The organism is Sphingomonas sp. ABOLE (assembly GCF_003950455.1).
In the GTDB taxonomy this organism is placed as follows: domain Bacteria; phylum Pseudomonadota; class Alphaproteobacteria; order Sphingomonadales; family Sphingomonadaceae; genus Sphingomonas; species Sphingomonas trueperi.
This window is the reverse complement of the sequence record NZ_QQWY01000060.1, coordinates 1-23,914: the sequence shown is the minus strand read 5'-3', so window position 1 is coordinate 23,914 and position 23,914 is coordinate 1. Positions and strand designations below refer to the sequence as shown.

Below are 23,914 nucleotides of genomic sequence, written 5' to 3'. Positions count from 1 at the left end.
TCGATGGCGCTGCCGACAGCGCACCCGGGTTCGCGCATGCAACTGCTGGGTGCGCATGCCGACCGGGCGCTGGAACGCGCCCACAGCCCCGCATGGAACGTCACGGCGCGGACGCCGCCCTGCTTCCTGCTCCATGCCGAGGACGATGCGAGCGTGCCGGTGGAAAACACGCTGGAGATGCGCGCGGCGTTGCGGACGGCCGGCGTGCTCGCCGAGACGCACCTGTTCCCCGAGGGCGGGCATGGCTTCGGGCTCCGCCTGGCCGCCGGAAAGCCCGTGGCCGTCTGGCCCGAGCTGTTCCGGCGCTGGGCCGAGGCGCGCGGGCTCGCGTGATGCGGATCGGCCGACGAGATTTGCTGGCGGGCGCGGTGGCCGGGGCGGGGGCGCCCGCGCTCGCGCGAGCGGCTGGCCCCGAACGCGACTCGCCATGGGCATGCGGCTTCGACGGTCAGCGCAAGCCCGATCTGGGCGACGGGCGCTTCCTCAACCCGCTGCTCGCCGGCGATCATCCCGATCCTGCCATCCTGAAGGACGGCGCCGACTATTACATGACCTTTTCCAGCTTCGACAGCTATCCGGGGCTGACGATCTGGCACAGCCGCGATCTGGTGAACTGGCAGCCGCGTGCGTCCGCGCTCACCCGGAACATAGGCTCGGTATGGGCAGTCAGCCTCGAGAAGCATGGCGGCCGCTATTTCCTCTACGTGCCGGTCAAAGCCTCACCCAACACGATCTACGTGCTCTGGGCCGACCATATCGACGGCCCGTGGAGCGACCCGATCGACCTCGGGCTGCACGCGCATATCGATCCGTGCCATGCGGTCGGCGAGGATGGGTCACGCTGGCTGTTCCTGTCCGGCGGCGATCGCGTGCGACTGGCGGCGGACGGGCTGTCGGTCGCCGGCCCGGTCGAGCATGTCTATGATCCCTGGCGCTATCCCGAGGAATGGGACGTCGAGAGCTTCTCGCCCGAAGGCCCCAAGATCGTGCGCCGGGGCGGCTGGTTCTACATGATCACGGCGGTTGGCGGCACCGCAGGACCACCCACCGGGCACATGGTGATCGTCGCCCGCGCCCGATCGATCCACGGGCCTTGGGAGAATGATCCCGGCAATCCTGTCGTACGCACCCGCGACGAGACGGAGCGCTGGTGGTGCCGCGGCCATGCCAGTCTTGTCGAGGCGCCGGACGGATCCTGGTGGTCGGTCTATCACGGCTATGAGAACGGCTTCTGGACGCTCGGGCGGCAGGCGCTGCTCGATCCCGTCCGCTGGACCGCCGATGGCTGGTTCCGCATGACCGGCGGCGACCTTTCCGCCCCCATCGCCAAGCCTCGCGGTGGGAGCGCGGTACCCCATGGGCAACCGCTTTCCGACCGCTTCGAGACATTGGCGTTGGGGCGGAAATGGAACTTCTTCCGGCCGGCGGCAGACGAGGCCGATCGCGTTTGTGTCTCCGGCGGCGTGCTCGAACTCGCCGGCCGCGGCAGCGCGCCCCGGGACTCCGCGCCGTTGCTGCTCACTGCGGGGGATCAGGCGTACCAGTTCGAATGCACGATCGAGATCGATGCGGGCGCCACCGCCGGACTGCTGCTGTTCTATGACGATCGGCTCTATTGCGGGCTGGGCTTCGACGCGGAACGGTTCGTCACGCATCAATATGGGGCGGAGCGCGGTCGTCCGCCCAACCCGCATGGCCGCATGTTGCGGATGCGGGTCGTGAACCGCCGTCACATCGTCTCGCTCTGGACGCGCGGCGAGGAAGGGCAAGGCTGGCGGCGCTTCGATCGCGGGATGGAGGTGTCCGGCTATCATCACAATGTGCGCGGCGGCTTCCTGATGCTGCGCCCGGGTTTATATTGCGCCGGCTCGGGACGCGCGCGCTTTCGGGACTTTCGCTTCGAGGCGCTGCTGGATGTGCCTGAGCATTAGAGCAGGATGACGTGATGTTAACCCGCCGTGACGGGCCCGCCGCTTCGCGGTGGCCCTGCGCCGTCCGCGGCGATCGGAGGATCCGTCCCCAGCCTGTGCCTCTCCGTGGAGCGGCACGATCTCGCTTGCTCAGCCCCGTGCCGAGACGATCTTCGGCAAGCGCGTGATGGGTTCGACGGTGATGCGGCGGAACCAGGTCTCCGCACCTTCGGATTGCAGCTGGATCCGGCCATGGGTCAGCGGCGTGCGCTTGCCGTCGGCGCCGATCACGGCCAGGTCGCGCGCCTCGGCGACCGGCACGCCGTTGACGACGTGCACCGCGCGATCGCCCAGCACGTACAGGTCGAGCACGTTCCATTCGCCTTCCGGCTTCTCGGCGTCGACCGCGGCCTCGACGTTCCAGGTCGGGGTGCCGTTGATCATGTCGACCATGCGCCCATCGAGGCGGAAGCGCAGATGCGGCGCGATCAGCGCGTCGTCGAAGGCGACATTGGTGTGGGCGCGGAGCGCCTTGCCCACCATCACCAGCATGCCGGTCGAGCCCTTCATGATCTCGAACTCCACGGAGGGCTGCCAGGTGCCGAACACCTCGCCCGGGCGGCCATGGGTATGATAGAGCAGGCCGTTGTTCGGCGGCAGCGTCGCGCGCGGTGCCCAGCGCTTGGGACCCCATTTGAACTCGAGCCGCAGGTGATAGTCGCGCAGGTCGGCGCGGTGCACCAGGCTGCCCCAGGTCTCGCCCTTCACCCAGATCGCCGGCTCGCCATCGACGGTGCGCACCGCGAAGTCGCCGCTGGTGTCCCGCAACGTGCCGATCGGAGTCGCGACCGGATCGCCCTTGTAGGTGATGCCGGGGTCCGCATAGCCCAGCCAAGGCTGCCAGCCGTCCAGCGACTTGCCGTCGAACAGCCGGATGCGCGCGCCCGCCGGCCTGGGCAGATCGACCAGCATGAGTCGCTGCGGCGCGGCGTTGGTCGGGCCGGCGAGGGCGCGGGCGAGGTCCTTGGAGTCCTGGCCGCCGGCCGCCAATGGCAGCGAAAGCAGAAGGGCGAGCGTACGGAGCATCATGGACATCCTTCGTCGGCGAGGTGAATCGATGGCGTGTCGAGCGTAGCGCCGATCGGCATCAGCGTGCCAGCGGTTCCAGCCGCAGCAACAGCACGTCGTTTGTCTGCAGCGCGATCGGCACGCTGAGCGTGCCGGACTGCGGCACGGTGACCGTCTCGTCCCGTTCGGGCAGGTCGCGGGTCAGGCGCTGGAGCGCGGCGACCTGCGTGCCGGTCAGCGCCTTCGGCATGCCGAGGTCGATATAGGCCGAGAACGCGTCATTGTGGCGGTAGCCGGTCCGGAACAGGCGTAGCGTGTACGTGCCGGGGCGCAGATGGGCCAGCCGCACCGTCGCAGGCGGCGCCGCCCTGGCGGGAACGCGCTTGCCGTAGAAGGAGCGATTGCTCACCGGCTGGTCGGGTTGGTGCCAGTCCCACAGCACCACCGCCAGCTTCGCGCCGTCGACGGCGGCAATGCTGTGCGGGTCGCCGGTCGGCATCTCGCGCCCGCGCAGCGCGTCGAGATATTTGTAGGCGAACCAGGCGGGCTTGCGGATGCCCTGCGGGTTCATCAGCCCGAAGCCGCCCTCGAACGGCGCGGTCGGCGGGCCGGGTTCCTCGAACAGGTCGCTGAAGGTCCAGTAGCTCATGCCCTGGACGAGGCCCTGCACCGCCTTGAGCTTGGTGAGGATGTACGCCGCGCTCACATAGGAATCATGGACCAGGTCGCGGGGCGTGTAGCTGGTGCTCCACTCGGTGAAATAGAGCGGCAGGTCGGGCGTGGGCGAGGCGTCGATCTGACGGCGGACGTTGCGCACGTCGCCGACGATCGCGTCGGGGGAGGGGGAGAGCTTGGTGTCCTGCTTGCCCTGTTCGTCGAGAAAGCCGCCCTCGACGCCGTAGGTGTGCGTCGTCACGAAGTCGACCGGCGTGCCCCGCTTGTGCATGTCGGCGAGGAATTCGGGCACCCAGGCCGCGCCTGCCGTCGACGGGCCGCCGACGCGCAGCGCGGGGTCCACTGCCTTGATCGCACGGGCGCTGGCGTCGTACAGGTCGAAATAGGCCTTCTGGTCGGCCTTTTCCCAGAAGCCGTCGAGATTGGGCTCGTTCCACACCTCGAAGAACCAGCTGCGCACCTCGTCGCGGCCATAGCGTGCCTGCGCGTGGCGAACGAAGGCGACGAGCAGGTCGCGCCATGCCCCCAGCTCCGGGTGCGAGGTGTTGCCCTTCCAGTAGAAGATCGAATTGTCCGAGGTCTTCAGCGCCTCGGGCGTGAAACCGAGTTCGACGAACGGCTTCACCCCGCGGGCGAGCAGCTTGTCGTACAGCGCGTCGATGCCGGTCCAGTCATAGGTGATGGCGCCGTTCTTGCGCTGCACCGTCCTCAGCACATCGTGGAAGATCGCGTGGAAGCGGACGTAGCGGAAGCCGAGCTCGTCATGCGCAGTCTTGAGCTGGGCCATGGCATCGTCGCGGCGCAGCGTACCCGGATAGTCGGAGCCGATCGACAGGTCGAAAAACCGATCGATCGGCGCCTTGGCGGTGGCGACGTCGACGCGGACCGTGCGCGGCGCCGTCTGTGCGCGCAGGGGGGCGCCGGTGAGCCCCAGCAGCAGTCCGGCGGCGGCGGTGATCCGGTGCAGTCGCTTCAAGAGATCGTCTCCCCCTTCGGATATCGGCATTGGATTCGCGGCTCTCGCGCCGCATCCGCGCGGCAGGTTCGAGCGACGAAATGGTCGTGCGCGGGCAGGCGCGGCAGCGCCGCCAGCAGTGCCGCGCGGCGCGCGGCGAACATCTTCTCCACCGCCTGAAGCGGCGGGCGGTCGGCGGCGGGATCATGGCCGCGCGGCATGCGGCCCTGGCCGAGCAGCACCGCCACCCAGCTCGCCTCGGCATGCGATTCGAGATCTTGGAGCGGGACCCGCCCCATCGCGTCCCACAGCGCGAGCTTGTGGGCGAGGCTGTCGGGCAGCGCCATCGCCGCCATGTCGCGCCAGAACGGCTCGGGGCGGCGGCTGCTGCAGTAATGCGCGATCAGGAAGTCGCGGATCCGCGCATATTCGCCGATCGTCTGGCGATTATATTCGGCAACGATGGCGGGATCGGTGGGCCCCTGGCTCGGCATCAGCTCGGCGAGGCGGCCGAGGCCGGTCTGGACCAATTGGAGGCTGGTGGACTCGAGCGGCTCCATGAACCCCGCGGCCAGCCCGATCGCGACGACATTGTGCGCCCAGAACCGCTCGCGGCGCCCGGTGGTGAACCGCAGCGGGCGCGGATCGCCGATCGCATCGCCGTCGAGGTTCGCCGCGAGCCGTGCTGCGGCCTCGTCATCGGAAAGATGGGCGCTGCTATAGACCAGCCCGTTGCCGGTGCGGTGCTGGAGCGGGATCCGCCACTGCCAGCCCACGGTATGGGCGGTGGCGCGGGTGAAGGGTGTGAACCGGCCGGCGCGGGTGCAGCCTTGCGCCAGCGCGCGGTCCGCCGGCAGCCAGCGCGACCAGTCGACGAAGGGCGTGCCGAGCGCTTCGCCCAGCAGGCGGCTGGCAAAGCCGGTGCAGTCGATGAACAGGTCGGCCGCGATCGCGCGGTCGCCGTCGAGCCGGAGCGTCGCGAGGTCCCCGGTTCCGGGATCGCGCTCGACCCCGAGGATGCGGCCTTCGACCCGGACGACCCTGCGGGCCTCCGCATAGCTGCGCAGCAGCCGTGCGTAGAGGCCGGCGTCGAAATGATAGGCATAGCGATATTCGCCTGCCTCGCCCCGCAGCGCCTCGGGAGGCGCGAAACGGTCCTCGGCGGCGGCGCAGGCGGGCATCGACCATGCGTCGATGGGGTCGGCGATGCGCCCGGCTTCGCGCACGCGGTGCCAGTGGTGGTGCGGGGCGACGCCCTCGATCGGCGGACCGAAATCGGCGAATCCATGGAAGTGGCGATTGCCGGCCTCGCCCCAGCCGACGAACTCGATGCCGAGCTTGAAGCTGCCCTGCGTGGCCGCGACGAAGTCGGGCTCGTCCAGGCCGAGCAGCCGGTTGAAGTCGCGCAGGATCGGAACGGTCGCCTCGCCGACGCCGATCGTGCCGATCGCTTCGGACTCGATGAGCGTGATCCGCGTCTCCGGCGCCGGTCGCAGCCGTGCGAACAGCGCCGCCGCCATCCAGCCGGCACTGCCGCCGCCCGCGATCAGAATGTGCTGCGCCATCGCGGCACCCTCTCGATTCTCGTGATTGGTGCGGCCGAGCCTAGGCGCGATCCGCCGTCGATAAAATCCGCCCCCGAAACCCATGCGGGTCCGGGGGCGAGGCAGAGGAAGCTTAGAAGACCGAGCGGAACAGGAAGGCGAAGCGCCGGTCGGTGTCGGTCCAGCTGTAGCGCGGCTTCAGGCTGGGATCGCCCACGTCCAGGAAGGTGCGCGAGTTGAGCAGGTTATAGCCCTGCACGCCGATCTTGATGTGCTTGTTGAGCGAGTAGAGGATCGAGGCGTCAAGCTGGCCATAGCTCTCCGACCAGACCGGGTAGTTGAGGTTTGCGGCCGACGTGGTCAGCAGATAGTGCGAGCGCCAGTTATACGCCGCACGCGCCGAGACGCCGTACTTCTCGTACACCAGCGCCGCATTGTACGAGGTCCGCGACAGGCCCTCCAGCGGCAGGCTGAGCCCGGCGTTGGTGGTCTGGTTGGAGTCGAACACGTTGACCGCGGTATTCTTGCCGCCCGACGAATCGACGAAGGTGAAGTTGCCGCTGAAGCCGAGGCCGCCGAGCGCACCCGGCAGCATGTCGAAGAACTGGGTATAGCCGAGCTCGAAACCCTTGATCTTGCCCTTCGATCCGTTGGTCTGCTGGGTCACGTCGAAGGTCAACGTCTGGCCGTTCGAGGTGAAGGTCTGCTGCGTCGCGCCGGCGAAGATGTAGTTCGAGATGTCCTTGTAGAATCCGGCCAGCGTGATGCTGTTCGAACGCCCGAAGTAATATTCGAGGCTGAGGTCGAACTGGTTCGAGCGGGTCGGCTTCAGGTTCGGATTGCCGGCGCTGCCCGTGAAGCCGGTGAGGTTGCCGTTGCTGCCGACGCCGGTGGCGATGCCCGTCACCGAATCGAAGTTGAAGCCCAGCTGCACATAGGGGTTGAGCTGCATGAAGGTCGGGCGGACGATCGCCTTGGCCGCGGCGAAGCGCAGCTGGAGATTGTCCTTGAGGAAGAAGCGCAGGTTCAGGCTGGGCAGGACGTCGGTATACGAGCCGCTGCCTGCCGTCGCCTGCGTGATCGTGCCGCCGGCGAAGCGGAACGCCGCCGCATAATTGGCGCAATCGGTGGCGTTCACCGTCTGGCCGGCGCGCGGGCCGGTGGTGATCGGCGTGCCGACGACGCACAGATTGGGCGACGAAGTGGGCGCGGCGATCGAGATCGGCGTGCCGCTCGCCTCGTTCTCCGTGCGGATCACGCGGACGCCGATATTGCCGTCGAACTTGCCGATCGCGCTCTGGTCCATGCCGAAGCGCAGCAGGGCATAGCCGGCGTAGGTCCGCTCGATCTGGTTGTTGATGCCGCCCGGCGTCGTCGTGTAGTCGTCGCTCAGCGGCTTCCAGCCGGTGGGCTGGCCGTTCGCATCGAGCATCTCGGTGCTCTTGAGGTAGCTGTAGGCATTGGCCGTGCCGTTCTGGACGAGGCTGGCCGCCGGGAACCAGAAGCCGGCGCCCGGCTGGGGTACCTTGCCGCGGAAGAAGTTGTTGTAGTTGATCAGCGACGTCTGGTTGGGCAGGCCGGCGTTCTGCGTGCCGCCGGCGCGGCCGGTCTGGTTGAGGAAGACCGGGCTGCTCTGATCCCAATACTGCGCCGAGAGCATCGCCCAGTTATAGGTGCTCTGCCGGGTGGTGGCGTTGCGATCGGTGAAGCGGCCGCCGACGCGGAACGACTTCAGGACGTCGCTGTCGGTGAAGGTGTACTCCACGTCGGCGCGGCTCGCCCATTCATGCGCTTCGTTGTTCTCGATGTGGTCCATCGCCGCAGCCCACCAATAGTCGTTCTTGTTGGTGAGCGACTGGGCGCTGTTGGTCGGCGAGAACGTCATCGAGGGATCGTCGCCGCTGAAGTCGAAGGCGATCGTCGTCGGGATGCTGGCGCCGGTGAACGCCGTCATGCTGTACACCTTGGCGGTGGACTTGATGTACTGCAGGTCCGCGCTGACCGACCAGTTCTCGTTCGGCGTCCAGCGCAGGTTGCCCGAGAAGTCCTGGGTCTTCTTGTCCTGGCTGCCCGCGCGGGTGTCGAGGTTGAGGTTGCGGTTGGCGATGGTGCCCGACTGCAGCTCGCGGTTCGGCCCGAACTGGTAGCTGCTGTTGTCGGACGAGGGCGTGTCATAGTCGCCCACCGCATATTCGATGTCGTGCGGGGTCGCCTTGGAGATCAGCGCCTCGAAGGTCAGCTGCAGCGTGTCGCTGGGCTTCCACTGGAACGAGCCGTCGAACGCGGTGCGCTTCTGCTGCCAGTCGATGCGGCGGAAGCCCATGCCGGCGGGAATGTAGACGTTCGTACCGGCGGCGAGGCCGTCCTGCGGCGCGCTCAGCGTGCCGCGGTCATAGCGGCCGGCAGTAATGCTGTCGGTGCGGTTGCCGATGTTGTTGATCGAATAGCTGAGCAGCAGGCCCATTTCGCCCAGCGGGGTCTGCCAGCGGCCGCTGGCCAGCGCGTTGCCCGACCAGAAGGTCTTCTTGCGCAGATCGGCATAGTTGGCGTCGCCGGACAGCGCGAAGACATAGCCCGGCGCGTCGAACGGCTTGCGCGTGCGGAGATTGACGATGCCGCCGATGCCGCCTTCGACCAGCTCGGCCGAGGGATTCTTGTAGACGTCGACGCCGACCAGCAGGTCCGACGACACGTCCTCGAACGACAGGCCGCGGCCGTTGTTCGCCGAGAAGACGTCGCGGCCGTTGAGCTCCGAACGGACCCAGGACAGGCCGCGGATGAACACGCCGCCGCCTTCCGACGACAGGCGCGCCGGATCGCGATTCTCGTTGGTACGCTGGAGCGTGACGCCGGGGACGCGCTGCAGCGCTTCGGAGACCGAGCGGTCGGGCAGGGCGCCGATGTCCTGCGCGGTGATCGAATCGACCACCTGTTCGGCGTCGCGCTTGCGGTTGCGCGCGCTCTGCAGTGAGGCGCGGATGCCGGTGACGACGATTTCCTGGGCGCCGTCCCCAGCGGTCGTGTCCTGGGTCGCGGCTTCGCTGCCCTGGGGGGCCGCGGCGGCGGTCTGGGCGAGCGCGGTGCCCGACAGGCCGAGCAATGACAGCGTTGCCAGTGACGCGCCGGCGCGCAGCGCTGTGGTCAACGACGAAGCATGGATAGGTGAAAAGCGGTTGATCATGAGTCCCCTCCCTGAGCGCCTGTCGGCGCCGATCGCAGATGGTTTGGCGGCAGCATGAAATGGCATGGCCGCGCGACGGTGCCGGTGTGGTCCCGGCATCCCGATGTTCGCGCTACCATCTGCTCCGATTTATCGCAACAATAATGTGAAACAAGGGTTTACCCATGAAAGCTGTTCACGTTAACAGTGTTGGTTTCCCGCCAAATCAGCGGCTTGTGCGTGGGGGACGGAGCGCAATGCGGATGGCCTTCGCCGCTACTGGCGCCATGCGGGCATAGCCGTCGGGCAGGGGGTGAATGCCGTCGCGCGTATAGGCGGCGCGCATCCTGCCGGTGTCGTCCGCGAGCACGGCATCATAGTCGGCAAACGCGAAATGCCGTTTGGCGGCGAGGGCGCGGAGGGCGGCGTTGATTCGGCGGAGCTCGGCAGGCTTGCGCTCCTTCACGACGGCGCGCGCGGCATCGCCATAGTCGTTTACCGGGAGGATCGAGCACAGCACCACGGCGATGCCATGCGCCGTGGCGATATCGGCCATCGCCTCGACATTGGCGACGATCGAGTCGACGGTCTCGATCTGGAGAAAACCGGTCACGTCGTTGACGCCGCCGAGGATCACCACCGCACGTGGATGCAGCGCGACGACGTCCTGCTCGAATCGTACCAGCATCTGCGCGGTCACCTGGCTGCCGATGCCGCGATTGACATAGGGCTTGCCCGGGAAGCTGCGGGCCAGATCCCATCCGTCGGTGATCGAATCGCCGATGAACACGACGCGTTCCTCGCCTCGCTTCGGCGGGGGCAGCGCGGCGTTGGCGGCGGCGTAGAGGTAGCGTTCGCCGAAATCCTGCAGCATGCTCGGCGCAAGTTTGGCGCGGAACGGGCCGAGCCACGGACCCCATTCGCGACGATCGTCGACGGTGCGTCGTTCAGGACTGGAGCGATAGGGTTGCTGCGGATCGGCAGCGCCGGCCACCAGCAGGGCGAGCAAAGGTGCGACGACACGGATCATGCCGCAGGCGATCCCGCCAACGAAGGAAAACGAGCAAGTCTCTGCACCATAGCGATATTCCTCCTGATGTGCATGAATTCACGCAGGCACCGATTACGATCCCAGCAATTTATCAGTAAAAGTAAATTTCAATACGGCGGTTCCCTTCTGCAACTGGTAGCGCTAACCTGTTGGTGTGCGATCGTAAAAACAGCCTGTTGGTTCGCTGCGGGAGGGGAGAGGAATGGGGCATTCCATGTCGTTCGGCATGTTCGCGGGGCTCGCGGTGCTGGTCGCGCCGCTGCCGGCGGTGGCCCACCCGCAGCTCCCCTATCGCTGGACCAATGTGACGGTGGGCGCCGGCGGCTATGCGCCGGGCATCGTGTTCAGCCCGGCGGAGCGCGGCCTCGCCTATCTGCGTACCGACATGGGCGGCGCGTACCGCTGGGATGCCGCGGCGAAGCGCTGGCTGCCGCTGCAGGATGGCAACGTTGTCTCAAGCTATATGGGGATCGAGAGCATCGCCCCCGATCCGCGCGATCCCGCGGTGGTGACCATGGCGGCGGGCATGGGCGCCAACGCGCCGGCGGCGATCCTGCGATCGGCGGATCGCGGTGCAAGCTGGTCGATAACGCCGGTGCCCTTCGCGATGGGCGGCAACGAGGCCGGGCGCGGGCTGGGCGAGCGGCTGGCGGTGGATCCCAATCGCACGACTACCTTGTTCTTCGGCTCCCGGCATGACGGCCTGTGGCGCAGCGACGATGCGGGTGCGCACTGGACCAAGCTCGCTACCTTTCCGGTGGCGGGGCTGGGCAAGCCCGCGCCGCGCCAGACCCATGGCGGCGTGGCGTTCGTGCTGTTCGACCCCGCCAGCGGCACGCCCGGCAGAGGTTCGCGGCGGATCTGGGCGGGGATCGCCGATCCGGGCGCCGTGCACCTCTATCGTTCCGAGGATGGCGGCGCGCGCTGGCGGGCTGTCGCGGGGCCGGGGCCGGAGATGCTGGCGGTCAAGGCGGCAATCGCGGCGGACGGCACGCTTTATGTCGGCTATGCCACCGGCATCGGCCAGAGCGATGCGCTGGACGGGGCGGTGTGGCGCTTCACGCCCGATGGCAAGGGTCAGGATGTCACGCCGCCGGATCACCGCGAGGGAGGTGTCCTGGGTGTCGCGGTTGCCGCGTCGGTGCCGGGTACCGTGGCGATCAGCACGCTGGATCGCTACAAGCTCGGCGACACGCTGTGGCTGTCGCCGGACGGCGGTGCGCATTGGGACGATCTCGGCCCGCGCAGCCGGCGCGACGTCAGCGCATCGCCCTTCCTGCTCCACGAGGGCAAGGGCGCGGATTTCGGCCATTGGATCACCGGCCTCGCGATCGATCCCTTCGATGCCGGGCACATCGCCTATACGACCGGGGCAACGGTCTATGCGACCGGCGCGGCGGGGCAGGCGCGGGTCGACTGGGCGCCCTGGGTGCGCGGCATCGAGCAGACCGCGATCATCACGCTCACCTCGCCGACCGGCGGCGCGCATCTGGTCTCGGGCTTCGGCGACCTCGCCGGGTTCGTCCATGACGATTTCGCGGCCTCGCCGCAGCCGAGCTTCGCCAACCCCTATCTCTCCAACACCAACACGCTGGACTATGCCGGCCGCAGGCCGAGCGTGATCGTGCGCAGCGGCAGCCTCTATGCCAATCGCCCGCGCGAAGCCTCGCTCGGCCGCTCCGAGGATGGCGGGCGCAGCTGGGTGCCGGTGAAGCTGCCGGCGATGGGCAACCCGCCGGCCCGCGCCGACCTGAACGGCGAGGCGGCGATCAGCGTCTCCGCCGATGGCGGCACGATGCTGGTGGCAACGCCCGAGCCGCTGCGCACCCGCGACGGCGGCAAGACCTGGCTGCGCGTGCAAGGGCTGCCGGGCAGCACCCGCGCGACGGCGGACAAGGTCGATCCGGCGCGCTTCTATGCGGTGAGCGACCGTCATGTGCTGGGCTCGCGAGACGGCGGGGCGCATTTCGTGCCGCTTGCCGGCCAGGGGCTGCCGGCGGATCTTTCGGCGGCGCGCATCCGCAACCGCGAGCAGCAGTCCACCCTGGTCGCCTCGCCCTTCGCCGCGGGCGAGCTGTGGCTGAAGCTGGGCGGGCAGCTGTGGCGGAGCACCGATGGCGGCGCCTCGTTCCAGCCGGCGAGCGGCACGCTGCAGGTGGAGCTGTTCGGCCTGGGCAAGGGGTGGGGGCGGATACCCGGCCTCTATGCGGTGGGCACGCTGGACGGGCTGCGCGGGGTGTGGCGGTCGGACGATCTGGGGAAACATTGGCAGCGGATCAACGATGACGGGCACCAATGGGGCCTGCGCTTCCGCGTGATTTCGGGCGACCCGCGCGTCGTCGGCCGGGTATATCTCGGCACCGACGGGCGCGGGCTGTTCTATGGCGATCCGGCAGAGGAGGGGGAATGAGGAACTATTTTGCAAGCGGCATCGCACTGGCGGCGCTCCTCGCCGGCACCGCCACGGCGCAGACCGCGACGCCGGTGCCGCATATCGAGAGCAGGAACGGCCGCCATGCGCTGATTGTCGACGGCGCGCCGTTCCTAATGCTGGGGGCGCAGGTCAACAACTCCAGCAACTATGCCGAGCCGCTGGCTACCGCCTGGCCCGTCCTCGATCGGATGCACGCCAACACGGTGGAAGTGCCGATCGCCTGGCAGCAGGTGGAGCCGCGCGAAGGCCAGTTCGACCTCAGCTTCCTCCAGACGCTGCTCGACCAGGCCCGCGCGCACGACAAGCGCGTGGTGCTGCTGTGGTTCGGCACCTGGAAGAACACGAGCTACAGCTACACGCCCGACTGGGTGAAGCTCGATTCGAAGCGCTTCCCGCGGATGAAGACGCGCGACGGCAAGGATCACGGCGTGCTCAGCGCGCACGGCGCCGAGACGCTGAAGGCGGACATGCGGGCCTTCGTGAAGGTGATGGAGTATCTGCGCGACCATGATCCGCAGAACACGGTCATCCTGGTCCAGCCGGAGAACGAGACCGGCAGCTACCGCAACCCGCGCGACTATTCGGCCGAGGGCAATCGGCTGTTCGCGCAGGCCATCCCTGCGGAACTCGCGAAGAAGACGGGCAAGCGCGGCACCTGGGCGCAGGCGTTCGGCACGCAGGCCGATCGCGCATTCAACAGCTGGTATGTCGCGCGCTACGTCAACGCGATCGCGGCGGCGGGCAAGGCGGTGAAGCCGCTGCCGATGTACGTCAACGCAGCACTCGCCGGCCCCTCCAACGTGCCCGATCCCGATGGCGTAGCGAGCGGCGGCCCGCAGCAGGACGTGCTCGACATCTGGAAGGCGGCCGCGCCCGCGCTCGATTTCGCCGCGCCCGACCTGTACGATCGCAGCAGCGCCAACGTCTCGCTCTATCTCGAGAAATATGCGCGGGCGGACAATGCGCTGATGGTGCCGGAGATCGGCAATGCGCGCGACTTCGCCCGCTTCTTCTACGAGGCGCTGGGGCACGGCGCGATCGGCTTCGCTCCGTTCGGCATGGATGCAACCGGCTATTTCAACTTTCCGCTCGGCGCACGCGCGCTCGATGCGGCGACGATGGACGCCTTCGCGCTGCCCTATGGCATGCTGCAGGGGATCGCGCGTGACTGGGCGCGGATCGCCTTCACCCGCCCGACCTGGGGCGTCGCCAAGCCCGATGACGACAAGCCGCGCAGCACCACGCTGGGGGGCTGGCAGATCACCGCCAGCTGGGGCGAATGGCAGTTCGGCATGAAGGAATGGACCTTCCTCAAGTCCGATCCGGCGCCTTGGGGCGCGGAGAAGATCGGCGGCGTCGCGGTCGCGCAGCTTTCCGACAACGAGTTCCTGGTGGTGGGCGACCATGTCCGCGTCACCTTCTCGGCAGCGGAGGGCAGCGCCCCCAACGGCATCATGCTGCGCGCCGAGGAAGGGACTTTCGTCGACGGCACATGGCGGACGACGCGCGTGTGGAACGGCGACCAGGCCGATTACGGGCTCAACCTGATCGATCGGCCGCAGGTTCTGAAGATCACCATGGGCCGCTATCGTTGAGCGGCAGAAATAGAAGAAACGCAGGAGGTTTGGGCATGAAGAGGGTTTGGATCGCGGCGCTGCTGGCTGGCAGCGCGATGGCGTCGGCGCAGGCCGCGCAGGAAAACGGCTATAGCCGCACCGAGGGCGGCGTGGTCGTCACGCCCACCGGCGGTGCTGCCGCCAAGGTGGAAGTGACCGTCCATGGCGACGGCATCTTCCATGTCATCGCAACGCCCAAGGGCGTCGACACCGGCACGCTCGCGCCCAGCCTGATGGCGCCCAATCCGCCGGCCGCCGGCGCGTTCGAGGTGAGCAGCGCCAACGGCCATGTGCTGGTCAAGGCCAAGCGCGCCACCGCCGATATCGAGCTCGCCACCGGCCGCGTCCGCTTTACCGATGCCAAGGGCCGCGAACTGCTCGCCGAATCCGGCCAGGCCGCGTTCAAGCCGGTCACCGTCGAGGGCAAGCCGTTCGTCGCGGTCAGCCAGCAGTTCAACCGCGGCACCGACGAGGGGCTGTACGGGCTGGGCCAGCACCAGAACGCCCAGATGAACTATAATGGCGAGGACGTCGAACTCGCCCAGCACAACATGGACATCGCGGTGCCGTTCGTCGTCTCGACGCGCAGCTACGGCCTGCTCTGGGACAATGCGAGCATCAGCCGCTTCGGCAACCCCAAGCCCTACACGCTGGTCGGCGAGGGGCTGAAGGTCTCCAGCGGCGGGAAGCCGGGCTGGAAGGCCGAGTACTTCCTCGACGGCAAGCCGGCGGTCACCCGCCAGGAAGCGACGATCAACTACCAGTATATCAAGGACCAGAAGAACTGGCCCGAGGCGGCCAAGGCGCAGACCGTCGCCGCGACGGGCGGGCAGAACACCGCGGGCAACGCGGTGCAGAAGCAGACCGTGGTGTGGACCGGCGACGTCCAGCCCGAGGTGACCGGCACCCACAAGTTCCAGCTCTATGGCTCGAGCTATTACAAGGTCTATGCCGGGGGCAAGCTGGTGCTCGATCGCTGGCGGCAGAACTGGAACCCCTGGTACGCCAATTTCGACCTGCCGATGGTCAAGGGCAAGCCGGTCCAGATCCGCATCGAGTGGGAGCCCAACGCCGGCTATATGGCGCTGCTCCACAATGATCCGCTGCCCGCGCCGGACCGGCATTCGGTGTGGTTCACCAGCGAAGTGGGCCAGGCCAAGAACTATTGGTTCGTGCCCGCCGACAATCTCGACGGCGTGATCGCCGGCTATCGCCAGCTCACCGGCAAGGCCGAGATGATGCCGAAGTGGGTGTACGGCTTCTGGCAGTCGCGCCAGCGCTACGACACCGCCGCCGAGGTGACCGGGGTGGTCGACAAGTACCGCTCGCTCAACATCCCGCTCGACAATATCGTGCTCGACTGGCGCTACTGGCGTGACGACGACTGGGGCAGCCACAAGTTCGATCCGACCCGCTTCGCCGACCCCAAGGCGATGATCGACAAGGTGCACGACCAGCACGCGAACTTCATGATATCGGTCTGGCCGAAATTCTATCCGACCACCGATACCTACAAGGAGCTGAACGCGGCGGGCGCGGTCTATCAGGGCAATCTCCGCCAGGGGAACAGGGACTGGGTCGGCCCGGGCTATGCCAACACCTTCTACGATCCCTATTCGGCCGAGGGTCGCCGCATCTTTTGGCGCCAAGTCCAGGAGCGCCTCGGCGTGCTCGGCACCGACGCCTGGTGGGCCGATGCCAGCGAGCCCGACATGCACTCGAACCTGTCGATCGAGGAGCGGATCGACACCATGGGGCCCACCGCGATCGGTCCGGCCGAGCAGTATTTCAACAGCTACCCGCTGATGAACGCGCGCGCCTTCTTCGAGGGCTGGCGCAGCTTCAAGCCCGATGTGCGGCCGTTCCTGCTCACCCGCTCGGGCTTCGGCGGGCTGCAGCGCTACGGCGCGGCAATCTGGTCGGGCGACGTGGCGACCCGCTGGTATGATCTGCGCGCGCAGATCTCGGCCGGCGTCAACGCCTCGATGTCGGGCATTCCCAACTGGACGCACGACATTGGCGGCTTCGCGGTGGAGCCGCGCTTCGAGACCAAGAACCCGAAGCCGGAAGACCTCGCCGAATGGCGCGAGCTCAACCTGCGCTGGTTCCAGTTCGGTGCGTTCAGCCCGCTGTTCCGCAGTCACGGCGAGTTCCCGTACCGCGAGATCTACGAGATTTCGCCCGAAGGCTCGCCGATGCGCGCCTCGATGGTCTGGTACGATCAGCTCCGCTACCGCCTGATGCCGTACATCTACACGCTGGGCGCCGACACCTATATGAAGGACGGCAGCATCATGCGGGGCATGGCGATGGACTTCCCGTCCGATGCCAAGGCGCGCACCATCGACGACCAGTATCTGTTCGGCGACGCCTTCCTCGTCGCTCCGGTCACCGCGTACAAGGCACGCAGCCGCACCGTCTACTTCCCCGGTACGGGCACCTGGTACGACTTCGCTACCGCCAAGACCTATCGCGGCGGCACCGTCGCCGGGATCGCCGCACCGGCGGAGCGCATGCCGCTGTTCGTCAAGGCGGGCGCGATCGTGCCGATGGGCCCGGTGACGCAATATGTCGACCAGCAGCGCGATGCGCCGCTGACCATCACCGTCTATACCGGCGCCAACGGCCAGTTCTCGCTCTACGAGGATGACGGCCGCAGCGAGCAGTACAAGTCGGGCGCGTTCAGCCGCATCCCGCTCACCTATGACGACAAGGCGGGCACGCTGACCATCGGCGCGCGCGAGGGCAAGGGCTGGGCAGGCATGCCGGCTGCCCGCAGCTTCCGCGTGAAGTGGGTCAGCGCCGGCAAGTCGGTCACAGACGATAACGGCTTCGATACCGAGGTTCGGTACGACGGCGGTGCGCTGGTGGTGAAGCGGGGCGGATAGGATCGCCGCGCCGCGGTCGCGCCGTGCAGCGCCGGCGGGGCACATGCCCTGCCGGCGCCCGCGTGCGTGCCGGCCCCGGCGCAGGCTGGGCGGCGAGCATCGCGACGAAGGCAGCGTCCTCCGTAATGCCGGGCGGCCGACCGGCTATACCAGCAGGCGACCGCCATATAGCATGGCGACGATCCCGCAGCAGAGCAGCAGCCCAAGGCGCCATGCCCGGGCGTGCTGCGCCATCGACGCCCGGTTCCAGGCCGCGGCGCCGGCAACCGCCAGGATCGTGCCCGTCACCCAGAACGATGGTAGCGGCGCGGTCGGCACGAAGAACGCCAGGATCGCGGTGAGCGCGAGGATCACCGGTTGGCCCCAGCAGACGGCCATCCATATCCTCTCCCATGCCGGCGCCGGGCGGCCACGGTCGCGACGGCGGGCAAGCCAGATCGTCACGCCGCTGGAGGTAACCGCGCAGAGCGCCAGTCCGAGCAGGCCATAGGCCAGCCGTATGGGGAATCCGCCGAACCAGCCGAAATGCAGCTGACCGATTCCGCCCAGCAATGTGGTACCGAGTGCGAGGTCGCGAGGATGCTCCTCGTGAAGCAACTGCCCCTTGCCATCGAACTGAACCTCGTCCTGCGACACGAGTTGTCTGGCGCCGCGTCCATGCACGGTGATGCGCATGTCGGCCCGCCCGGGACGTGCGACCGCCAGGCTCTCGATGGCGGCGCTGGGCATCCTTGCCTGTGCGCGGGCGATCAGGCCCGCGACGTCCGGCAGCGCGGCCGCGCGCGCATCGACCGGCGGCGGCGGATCGATGAACAGCGCGTATACTTGGCGCGTATCCCCCCGGTAGAGCAGCAGCGAGAGTACGGCGACGATGAGCGTGCTCAGTCCCAGCAGCGCGCCGGTGAGCGCGAGGGTGAAATGGAAGGGCAGTGCCCATATGCCGAGCCGGTTGTGCAGATCGGCTTCCTGCAGGCGGCGCGAGCCCCCCAAGCGCAGGTGAAATGCGTCGCGGATCACGCGCGGATGCGCAAGTATGCCGGATACGAGCGACGAGAGCAGTGCCACGCCGGTGAGCCCGACGAGGAAGCCGCCCCAGGTTCGCGGCAGATGGAGGCAGATGTGGAGATACAGCAGAAAGTCTGTCCAGGCGGCGTCCAGCGAGGACAGGCTGCCGTCTTCCGCAACCGCCCAGTTGCGATCGAATTTGCCCTTGTAGGCGACGAGGGTCGCGCCTTCGCGTGCCGCGCTGGGCAGTGTGAGGTTGAGCGAGACGTCGCTGGGCACTTGCTTTGCTGCCGCCGCCAGCGCGCGCGCCGCAGCGTCGGGCGCGAGTCTGGTCGCGACCGGGGTGCCCGGCAGCTCCAACCGCTGCAGATCGGGCGCGAACACGGCGATCGTGCCGGTGAGACATACCAGATAGATGATCGCGGCGAAGGCGAGCCCCAGCACCGAATGGCTGCTGAGCACCGCGCGCACCGTTTCGGCCGAGATCGGCCAGCGCCACTGCTTCTTGCGGGTGTTGCTCATGCCCCAGCTCCCAGGATCATGCCGCCGACCAAGGCCAGGCCGAAGCCGGCAAGGATGGTGCCCATAAGCACCGCGGTGGCGCGGAGCAGCCGGCGGTCGGCAAGCGTCCACGTCATCGCGAGGCCCCACAATACCGGCATCAGCATTCCCCCGATGACGATGCGGGTGCGTGGATCGCCGGGCACATAGACGGTCACGGAAAAGGCAACCGCCATCGCGGCCAGCATTCCCAGCGGCCCGGCCAGCAGCGCCCGCAATACGCCGCGCCAAAGCCTTCCGGGTTCGTCCAGCGGCTCCGCAGAGGCATCGCCGATCCGTTCCCGCGCACCATTGCGCCGGACGCGCCCTTCAAAAACGATCAGCAGCGCGCCGATCGCCTCCAGCACGAGCGCGAGCGCCACGCCCTTGACCGGCCCAATGCTCCACGCCGCAGCGAGGACCAGAGCGACCAGCAAGGTCCATCCGCTCCACAGCAAAGACGGCACCGCGCCGGTGCGATGGCGCCAGGACCGGCGCAGCAACCAGGCTCCCGCCGCGCCGCCTGCCACCAGCAGAAGGGGGAACATGCTCGTCACCAGTGGATGCCCGCGCCGAGGCCGAAGGTCTGCGGATCTCCCAAGATCGCCTGGTGGTTCTCGGCATAGTCATATTGCTTGTACTTGGCGTTGAGCAGGTTGCGTACGAAGACGAACAGCTCCCATTTGCCGGTTGCATAGCCGAGCCGGCCGTTCACCACCGTGCGGGGCGACACCCGGTAGTTGGCGCTGTTCCGCCCCACGATGGTGAACACGGAGGTGCGATAGTTCGCGTTCACATTGGCCGAGAAGCCACCCGCAAACCGTGCATTGGCTCCCGCTGCCAGCGTCCAGCGCGGCGCAAAGGGAAACTCGGTGCCGGTGAGATCGACCGTGCTGGTGGCGCCGGTCGGCAGCTGGAACCGGTCGAATTTCGTCCGGGTGTGGCCGGCCGAGGCATAGACGTCCACCGCGCTGCCCAGCCGTGCATTGGCTTCCACTTCGAACCCATACAGGTGTGAGCCGGCGGCATTGACCGTATTATAGTCATAGGCATTGCGCCCGAAAAAGGCCGTCACCTGCTGATCCCGCCACGACATATAGAAGATGTTGGCGTTGATCGTCAGCGTGCCGTCCAGCCATTTGGAGCGCAGCGAGCCTTCATAGTTCCAGCTATATTCGGGATCATAGGCCACCAGCTCGGCGCGTGCAGGATTTTGGCTCGACCCGCCCGATCGATAGGCGCGCTGCACGGTGAAGGCGGTGGTCAGGTCCGGCGTCCAGGCCATGCTGACACCCATCTTCGGCAGGAAGGCGTTGAAGCTGCGACTGTTCGACGCCAGAGGCGAGGATGCATCGTCAACGAGGCCGACGACGCCTTGATTGATGAGGCGGATAGCCGGCGCGAACGCTGCGCCGAGAAAGTTCGCATCGGGAAGCGTGCCGTTGAACGCGGCTACCGTCTCGGCCGTGTAGCGGTTACGCTCGTGATCGAACCGGAAGCCGCCGATGAGAGACAGGCGATCGGTAAGTCCGAAGCGGGCGTCGCCGAACAGTGCCATCGTCTCGACCCGCTCCGGCTGGACCGCATCGTAGCGCACGGGAATCACCGCGAGCTGTCCGGCATAGGCGGTGGAAAGCATCTGCGCCTGTGCCGCCGAGGCGCCATTGGCGCGCAACAGCGAGGCGATGGTGCCGGTGGGCGTTTCGATGTTGACGCGACTATGCTGGTCGAGCTGGCCGGTGCGGCGATAATACCAGGCGCCCAGCAGCCCGCGCAGCCGCTCGCCATCATAGTTCAGCCGCAGCTCCTGCGTCAGCGTCCGGTAGAGATAGCGATTGTCGACCGCTTGGATGTCCTGCGGCGTGCCGTCGGTATCGACCTGCGACCTCGTCTGCGAGCGGTTCCAGGACGTGATGCTGGAGAGCTGCAGCCGCTTCGCCAGGGGGTAGCGCAGTTGGAACACGGCGATGTCGCTGGCGATGTTGCCACGGCTCGCCTGGTCGCTCGTGGAGATGCGATGATCGTAGAAGTCAGGCTGGTCGGTTCGGGCATATTCGTAGAGGTAGCCGCCCTCGCGGCGAACGCGATTGTAGCTGGCGATCGCTTCCAGGCCGGGCAGGGCGCGCGGCGTCCACCGCAGCTTGGCCCGCAGGTTGAGCGATTGCAGCGCGTCGTCATAGCCGCCACGGGTGATGTTGCGGATGATGCCGCGGTCCGCGCGTCGTTCGGCGGACAGGCGGAAGCCGAGTTCGTCGCGCACAAGCGGGCCGCCGAGCGCGGCCGAGAAGGTGCGATCGGAATGCTCGGTCCACAAGACGCGTGCATCGCCGGTCCAAGAGGTCAGCGACGGATCCTTCGTCGTGATCACCACGCCGCCAGCCAGTGCGTTGAGGCCCTGGATGGTCGACTGGGGGCCACGCAGCACTTCAACCTGTTGCACGTCCCACAGGTCGGTGGGGCCGCCGTACAAGGCGGAGCGCGGAATCGGCGCGCCGTCCACATAGACGCTGGCCGCGTCGGCCTGCCCGCCAGCGCCAGCACCCGTATTGCTGATCCCGCGAATGGTGAACCCGGTAGAGCCGTAGGTTTCCGAGAGGTTGGCCGTACGGTTGTATACGTCCTGAATCGAAATCAGCACCTCGCGTCGCATGCGCTCGGGCGTCGTGACCGATATGCTGGTCGGCGTATCCTGCAGCGCGCGCGCCGATTTCTCTCCGGTGACGATGATCTCGTCGCCCACCTCGGTTGCCGGCGTATCCGTCTGCTGCGCGTGCGCGGGAAACGCGAGCGCCGCAGCGGCGACGCTGGAAAGTAACAGACCGATCTTTGTCATATGTCCCCCTCTTTCGGGAGCGCATTGCAAATGAGATAATGCGAGTCAATCGCATTTGATCGAAGGAGGGCGCGCGAGCGCCATGGCGATGCCGGCTGTCCGTCGTCAGAACATTTGGCGCAGATCGCAGCGTAAATTACCGGAGAGCGGGTTTCGTCCGCGACGAGTTCCTCCTTTGCGTACGACGCCGATCCGAAGGCGCCGGACTGGTCGCGGTCCAACCGGCTGCGATGGCCGGTGAAATGCCCAAGCTCGTGCAGCGCCGTCCGGTACCAGTTCACCGGATCATGAAATGCAACCTGTGGCGGTACCTGCACAAAATCCTGCGACGGCGAATGATAGGCCTCGCTCCCGCCGATCCGGAAACCCGCGCCGCTGGCCGCGATCACCCGATCCGCTTCGGCAATCGCCAAAACGGGATCGGGCAGAACCGGAATGCTGGTCATCGCCTCGGGCACGCCGTCGCACTGGTCGACGTTGAAGACGGTGAACCGCTTCAGAAAGGCAATCGTCCGCGCCTCCGGGTCTTCGCCCTGCGTCCTCTCGGCCTCGTCCTTCGGAGTGAAGCGATCCGCATAGCAGACCACCGTGCTCTTTTCGCCGCGCCGGACATGGCCGCCTGCTGCTTCCGCCTGCCGATAGGTCAGCCAGCGCTGACCAGCATAGCCGCCATCGATCGCCGCCGCCCACAGGATCAGCACGTTGATCCCCGAATAGGCTCGGGCAGACACTGCGTTGCTCGGCATGGTACATGGGCACCGCGTGGCATCCTAGGGCTGCACCCATGGCAACCGGCTTTGCTCCAGCTCCGTGATGATCCGGGCCGTCACCTCGCCATAGAGGCTCTGACGCGCGTTGCTCTGCATCTCCTCTGCTCCTTCCTAAAACCGCCATCGACCGGCGCCGGGGTGGCGGGGGGCGGCAGGAGCGGACCGACAGCCCCGCCGGACACAGGCGGGGCGCACCCGGAGGGCAGAAACGAAGGTGGATGACCCGGCAGCAAGGCTGCCGGGTTGCGCCGCGCCGAGGCGGGGCTACAGGGCCGTGACGCCCCCCGCCACCATGACGCCGAAGGCACGACGCCGCCGCGCCACCGGCGAGGCGACCGCCAGAGGCATGGCCCCCATGCCGACCGGGCCGCTAAGCGGACCGGCCCCACGTCATGCGATCGTCACGGCAAAGCCGACGAGACGCCGCAAGGCGGCTCGGCTGGAGCGGCCAAGCGGAAGTAGAGCGCGGTCAGGCTGGAACAGCCTGAGACGCCACGTCATCCGCCTGAAAATACTCTCGCGTAGTTTTGGAACGGCAGCGGACGAATAGGAACGTCTAGGACCAAACTGCCGTAGAACCGCCAAATCTGACGCTGTTGACGACCGCGATCGTCACCCCAACTCTGTCTCCGACAAGCACAAAAGGACCCCGCAAGACAAAGGAGACTGACCCATGCTGCAACAGCAACCTGACCGATTCCTCCGCCTCCAGGGGGTCCTGCGCCGCACCAGCCTCTCCCGCGCGACGCTCTACCGGAAGATCCAGAAGGGGACCTTCCCCAAGCAGGTTCGCATCGCGACCCGCTGCGCCGGCTGGCGGGAGTCCGCGGTCAACGAGTGGATGCACAATCCCATCTTCTACCACGTAGACGATGTACGCTGATGCCGGCCGTACACTGACGCCGCCCATCAATGCCGGCGAGATTGTGCAGGGCAGCAGGGGCGGGAAGACGACACCCGATCCGGCCGCTCTAGACGTAGATTTTTATCGTAGACCGTCTGCCCAGCTTCTGCACGACCTCTATACCAAACCTCCTCAAAGCTGGCGTCAGGTATAGTCGTTCGGACTTTTGACGAGCGCATTTACCAACACCTGCCGCTCGCGTTGCGCAAAAGCTATGGCAGCGAGTTGCGCGCATTTTCCGCTTGGAGTGGGACGGGCAGATGCCCCTTCATCGATCCTGCGATTGTCAGCGGCACACACCAGCGGCGAACGAGCACCAACCAGCTTTCGCAAGTTGCGGCAGCTAGTACCTTATTGGGGCACGCCTACGGCCGAGCGCCGCGCGCTGCAGGCGTCGAAATGTGGGACATTGGGCATGGCTTGGCGCAGGACAATTGAACCGCGCCGGGTCTGCCGGAGGCGTTGGGTTGTGAGTCACGCTGCCATATCGAGGTTGTCCGCGGCAGCATAATATTGCTCTTCGGCTTCGGCAGGCGGGATGTTGCCGATGGGTTCGAGCAG

15 protein-coding genes are annotated in these 23,914 nt (G+C 67.2%); 6 read left to right on the top strand and 9 right to left on the bottom strand.

Going from position 1 to position 23,914, the window contains the following annotated elements; all coding sequences use genetic code 11:
• On the top strand, nt 1-333 hold a 333-nt coding region (locus CA234_RS22625), incomplete at its 5' end, for a prolyl oligopeptidase family serine peptidase (RefSeq protein WP_164521913.1).
• Nucleotides 333-1,931 carry a family 43 glycosylhydrolase gene (locus CA234_RS22620; protein WP_126002801.1) on the top strand — a complete coding sequence of 533 codons (1,599 nt, stop codon included), beginning with the start codon at nt 333-335 and terminating at the stop codon, nt 1,929-1,931. The genes CA234_RS22625 and CA234_RS22620, both read left to right, overlap by 1 nt.
• Nucleotides 1,932-2,060: 129 nt before the next feature.
• Here the strand turns inward: CA234_RS22620 and CA234_RS22615 are convergent, their stop codons facing one another.
• From CA234_RS22615 to CA234_RS22595, 5 genes are all read right to left on the bottom strand, one after another.
• The gene (locus tag CA234_RS22615; RefSeq protein ID WP_241213646.1) at nt 2,061-2,999 is read right to left on the bottom strand and encodes a DUF1080 domain-containing protein; all 939 of its coding nucleotides are present in this window, start codon (nt 2,997-2,999) and stop codon (nt 2,061-2,063) included.
• Between the two features lie 58 nt (nt 3,000-3,057).
• Nucleotides 3,058-4,629, bottom strand: a complete 1,572-nt coding sequence (locus tag CA234_RS22610; protein ID WP_241213645.1) for a beta-xylosidase — start codon at nt 4,627-4,629, stop codon at nt 3,058-3,060.
• Nucleotides 4,626-6,173: a tryptophan halogenase family protein gene (locus tag CA234_RS22605; protein ID WP_126002799.1), complete on the bottom strand. Its 1,548-nt coding sequence runs from the start codon at nt 6,171-6,173 to the stop codon at nt 4,626-4,628. The genes CA234_RS22610 and CA234_RS22605 overlap by 4 nt, the downstream gene beginning before the upstream one ends.
• A gap of 112 nt (nt 6,174-6,285) precedes the next feature.
• Nucleotides 6,286-9,297, bottom strand: coding sequence for a TonB-dependent receptor (locus CA234_RS22600; RefSeq protein WP_241213644.1), 3,012 nt, complete (start codon nt 9,295-9,297; stop codon nt 6,286-6,288).
• A gap of 241 nt (nt 9,298-9,538) precedes the next feature.
• Nucleotides 9,539-10,342, bottom strand: a complete 804-nt coding sequence (locus tag CA234_RS22595; protein WP_125976799.1) for a GDSL-type esterase/lipase family protein — start codon at nt 10,340-10,342, stop codon at nt 9,539-9,541.
• 235 nt (nt 10,343-10,577) lie between these two features.
• Between CA234_RS22595 and CA234_RS22590 the strand changes: the two genes are divergently transcribed.
• From CA234_RS22590 to CA234_RS22580, 3 genes are read left to right on the top strand one after another with little or no spacing between them, the layout of a single operon-like run.
• Complete coding sequence (locus CA234_RS22590; RefSeq protein ID WP_126002798.1) at nt 10,578-12,773, top strand: hypothetical protein; 2,196 nt, start codon at nt 10,578-10,580, stop codon at nt 12,771-12,773.
• The gene (locus CA234_RS22585; protein ID WP_125976797.1) at nt 12,770-14,392 is read left to right on the top strand and encodes a DUF5597 domain-containing protein; all 1,623 of its coding nucleotides are present in this window, start codon (nt 12,770-12,772) and stop codon (nt 14,390-14,392) included. The genes CA234_RS22590 and CA234_RS22585 overlap by 4 nt, the downstream gene beginning before the upstream one ends.
• A 35-nt stretch (nt 14,393-14,427) precedes the next feature.
• A complete protein-coding gene (locus tag CA234_RS22580; RefSeq protein ID WP_126002797.1) occupies nt 14,428-17,301 on the top strand; it encodes a TIM-barrel domain-containing protein in 2,874 nt (957 codons plus the stop codon).
• Between the two features lie 144 nt (nt 17,302-17,445).
• Here CA234_RS22580 and CA234_RS22575 read toward each other — a convergent pair whose 3' ends face one another.
• The 4 genes from CA234_RS22575 to CA234_RS22560 are packed head-to-tail and all read right to left on the bottom strand — an operon-like array spanning nt 17,446 to nt 22,425.
• The gene (locus tag CA234_RS22575; RefSeq protein ID WP_125976795.1) at nt 17,446-18,828 is read right to left on the bottom strand and encodes a PepSY-associated TM helix domain-containing protein; all 1,383 of its coding nucleotides are present in this window, start codon (nt 18,826-18,828) and stop codon (nt 17,446-17,448) included.
• Nucleotides 18,825-19,394: a hypothetical protein gene (locus CA234_RS22570; protein WP_241213643.1), complete on the bottom strand. Its 570-nt coding sequence runs from the start codon at nt 19,392-19,394 to the stop codon at nt 18,825-18,827. Before CA234_RS22570 ends, CA234_RS22575 begins: the two co-directional genes overlap by 4 nt.
• Nucleotides 19,395-19,399: 5 nt before the next feature.
• On the bottom strand, nt 19,400-21,679 hold the full coding sequence (locus CA234_RS22565; protein WP_126002796.1) for a TonB-dependent receptor: 2,280 nt from the start codon (nt 21,677-21,679) through the stop codon (nt 19,400-19,402).
• On the bottom strand, nt 21,676-22,425 hold the full coding sequence (locus tag CA234_RS22560) for a zincin-like metallopeptidase domain-containing protein (protein WP_241213642.1): 750 nt from the start codon (nt 22,423-22,425) through the stop codon (nt 21,676-21,678). Before CA234_RS22560 ends, CA234_RS22565 begins: the two co-directional genes overlap by 4 nt.
• Nucleotides 22,426-23,122: 697 nt before the next feature.
• Between CA234_RS22560 and CA234_RS22555 the strand changes: the two genes are divergently transcribed.
• On the top strand, nt 23,123-23,332 hold the full coding sequence (locus tag CA234_RS22555; protein ID WP_125976792.1) for an AlpA family phage regulatory protein: 210 nt from the start codon (nt 23,123-23,125) through the stop codon (nt 23,330-23,332).
• Nucleotides 23,333-23,914: the final 582 nt, after the last annotated feature.

What these genes read in the sequence shown, in the direction of transcription:
- CA234_RS22570 (WP_241213643.1), bottom strand. Translation starts at nt 19,394, where the DNA reads ATGTTCCCCCTTCTGCTGGTGGCAGGCGGCGCGGCGGGAGCCTGGTTG.
- CA234_RS22560 (WP_241213642.1), bottom strand. Translation starts at nt 22,425, where the DNA reads ATGCCGAGCAACGCAGTGTCTGCCCGAGCCTATTCGGGGATCAACGTG.
- CA234_RS22575 (WP_125976795.1), bottom strand. Translation starts at nt 18,828, where the DNA reads ATGAGCAACACCCGCAAGAAGCAGTGGCGCTGGCCGATCTCGGCCGAA.
- CA234_RS22620 (WP_126002801.1), top strand. Translation starts at nt 333, where the DNA reads ATGCGGATCGGCCGACGAGATTTGCTGGCGGGCGCGGTGGCCGGGGCG.
- CA234_RS22615 (WP_241213646.1), bottom strand. Translation starts at nt 2,999, where the DNA reads ATGATGCTCCGTACGCTCGCCCTTCTGCTTTCGCTGCCATTGGCGGCC.
- CA234_RS22585 (WP_125976797.1), top strand. Translation starts at nt 12,770, where the DNA reads ATGAGGAACTATTTTGCAAGCGGCATCGCACTGGCGGCGCTCCTCGCC.
- CA234_RS22555 (WP_125976792.1), top strand. Translation starts at nt 23,123, where the DNA reads ATGCTGCAACAGCAACCTGACCGATTCCTCCGCCTCCAGGGGGTCCTG.
- CA234_RS22580 (WP_126002797.1), top strand. Translation starts at nt 14,428, where the DNA reads ATGAAGAGGGTTTGGATCGCGGCGCTGCTGGCTGGCAGCGCGATGGCG.
- CA234_RS22595 (WP_125976799.1), bottom strand. Translation starts at nt 10,342, where the DNA reads ATGATCCGTGTCGTCGCACCTTTGCTCGCCCTGCTGGTGGCCGGCGCT.
- CA234_RS22565 (WP_126002796.1), bottom strand. Translation starts at nt 21,679, where the DNA reads ATGACAAAGATCGGTCTGTTACTTTCCAGCGTCGCCGCTGCGGCGCTC.
- CA234_RS22590 (WP_126002798.1), top strand. Translation starts at nt 10,578, where the DNA reads ATGTCGTTCGGCATGTTCGCGGGGCTCGCGGTGCTGGTCGCGCCGCTG.
- CA234_RS22605 (WP_126002799.1), bottom strand. Translation starts at nt 6,173, where the DNA reads ATGGCGCAGCACATTCTGATCGCGGGCGGCGGCAGTGCCGGCTGGATG.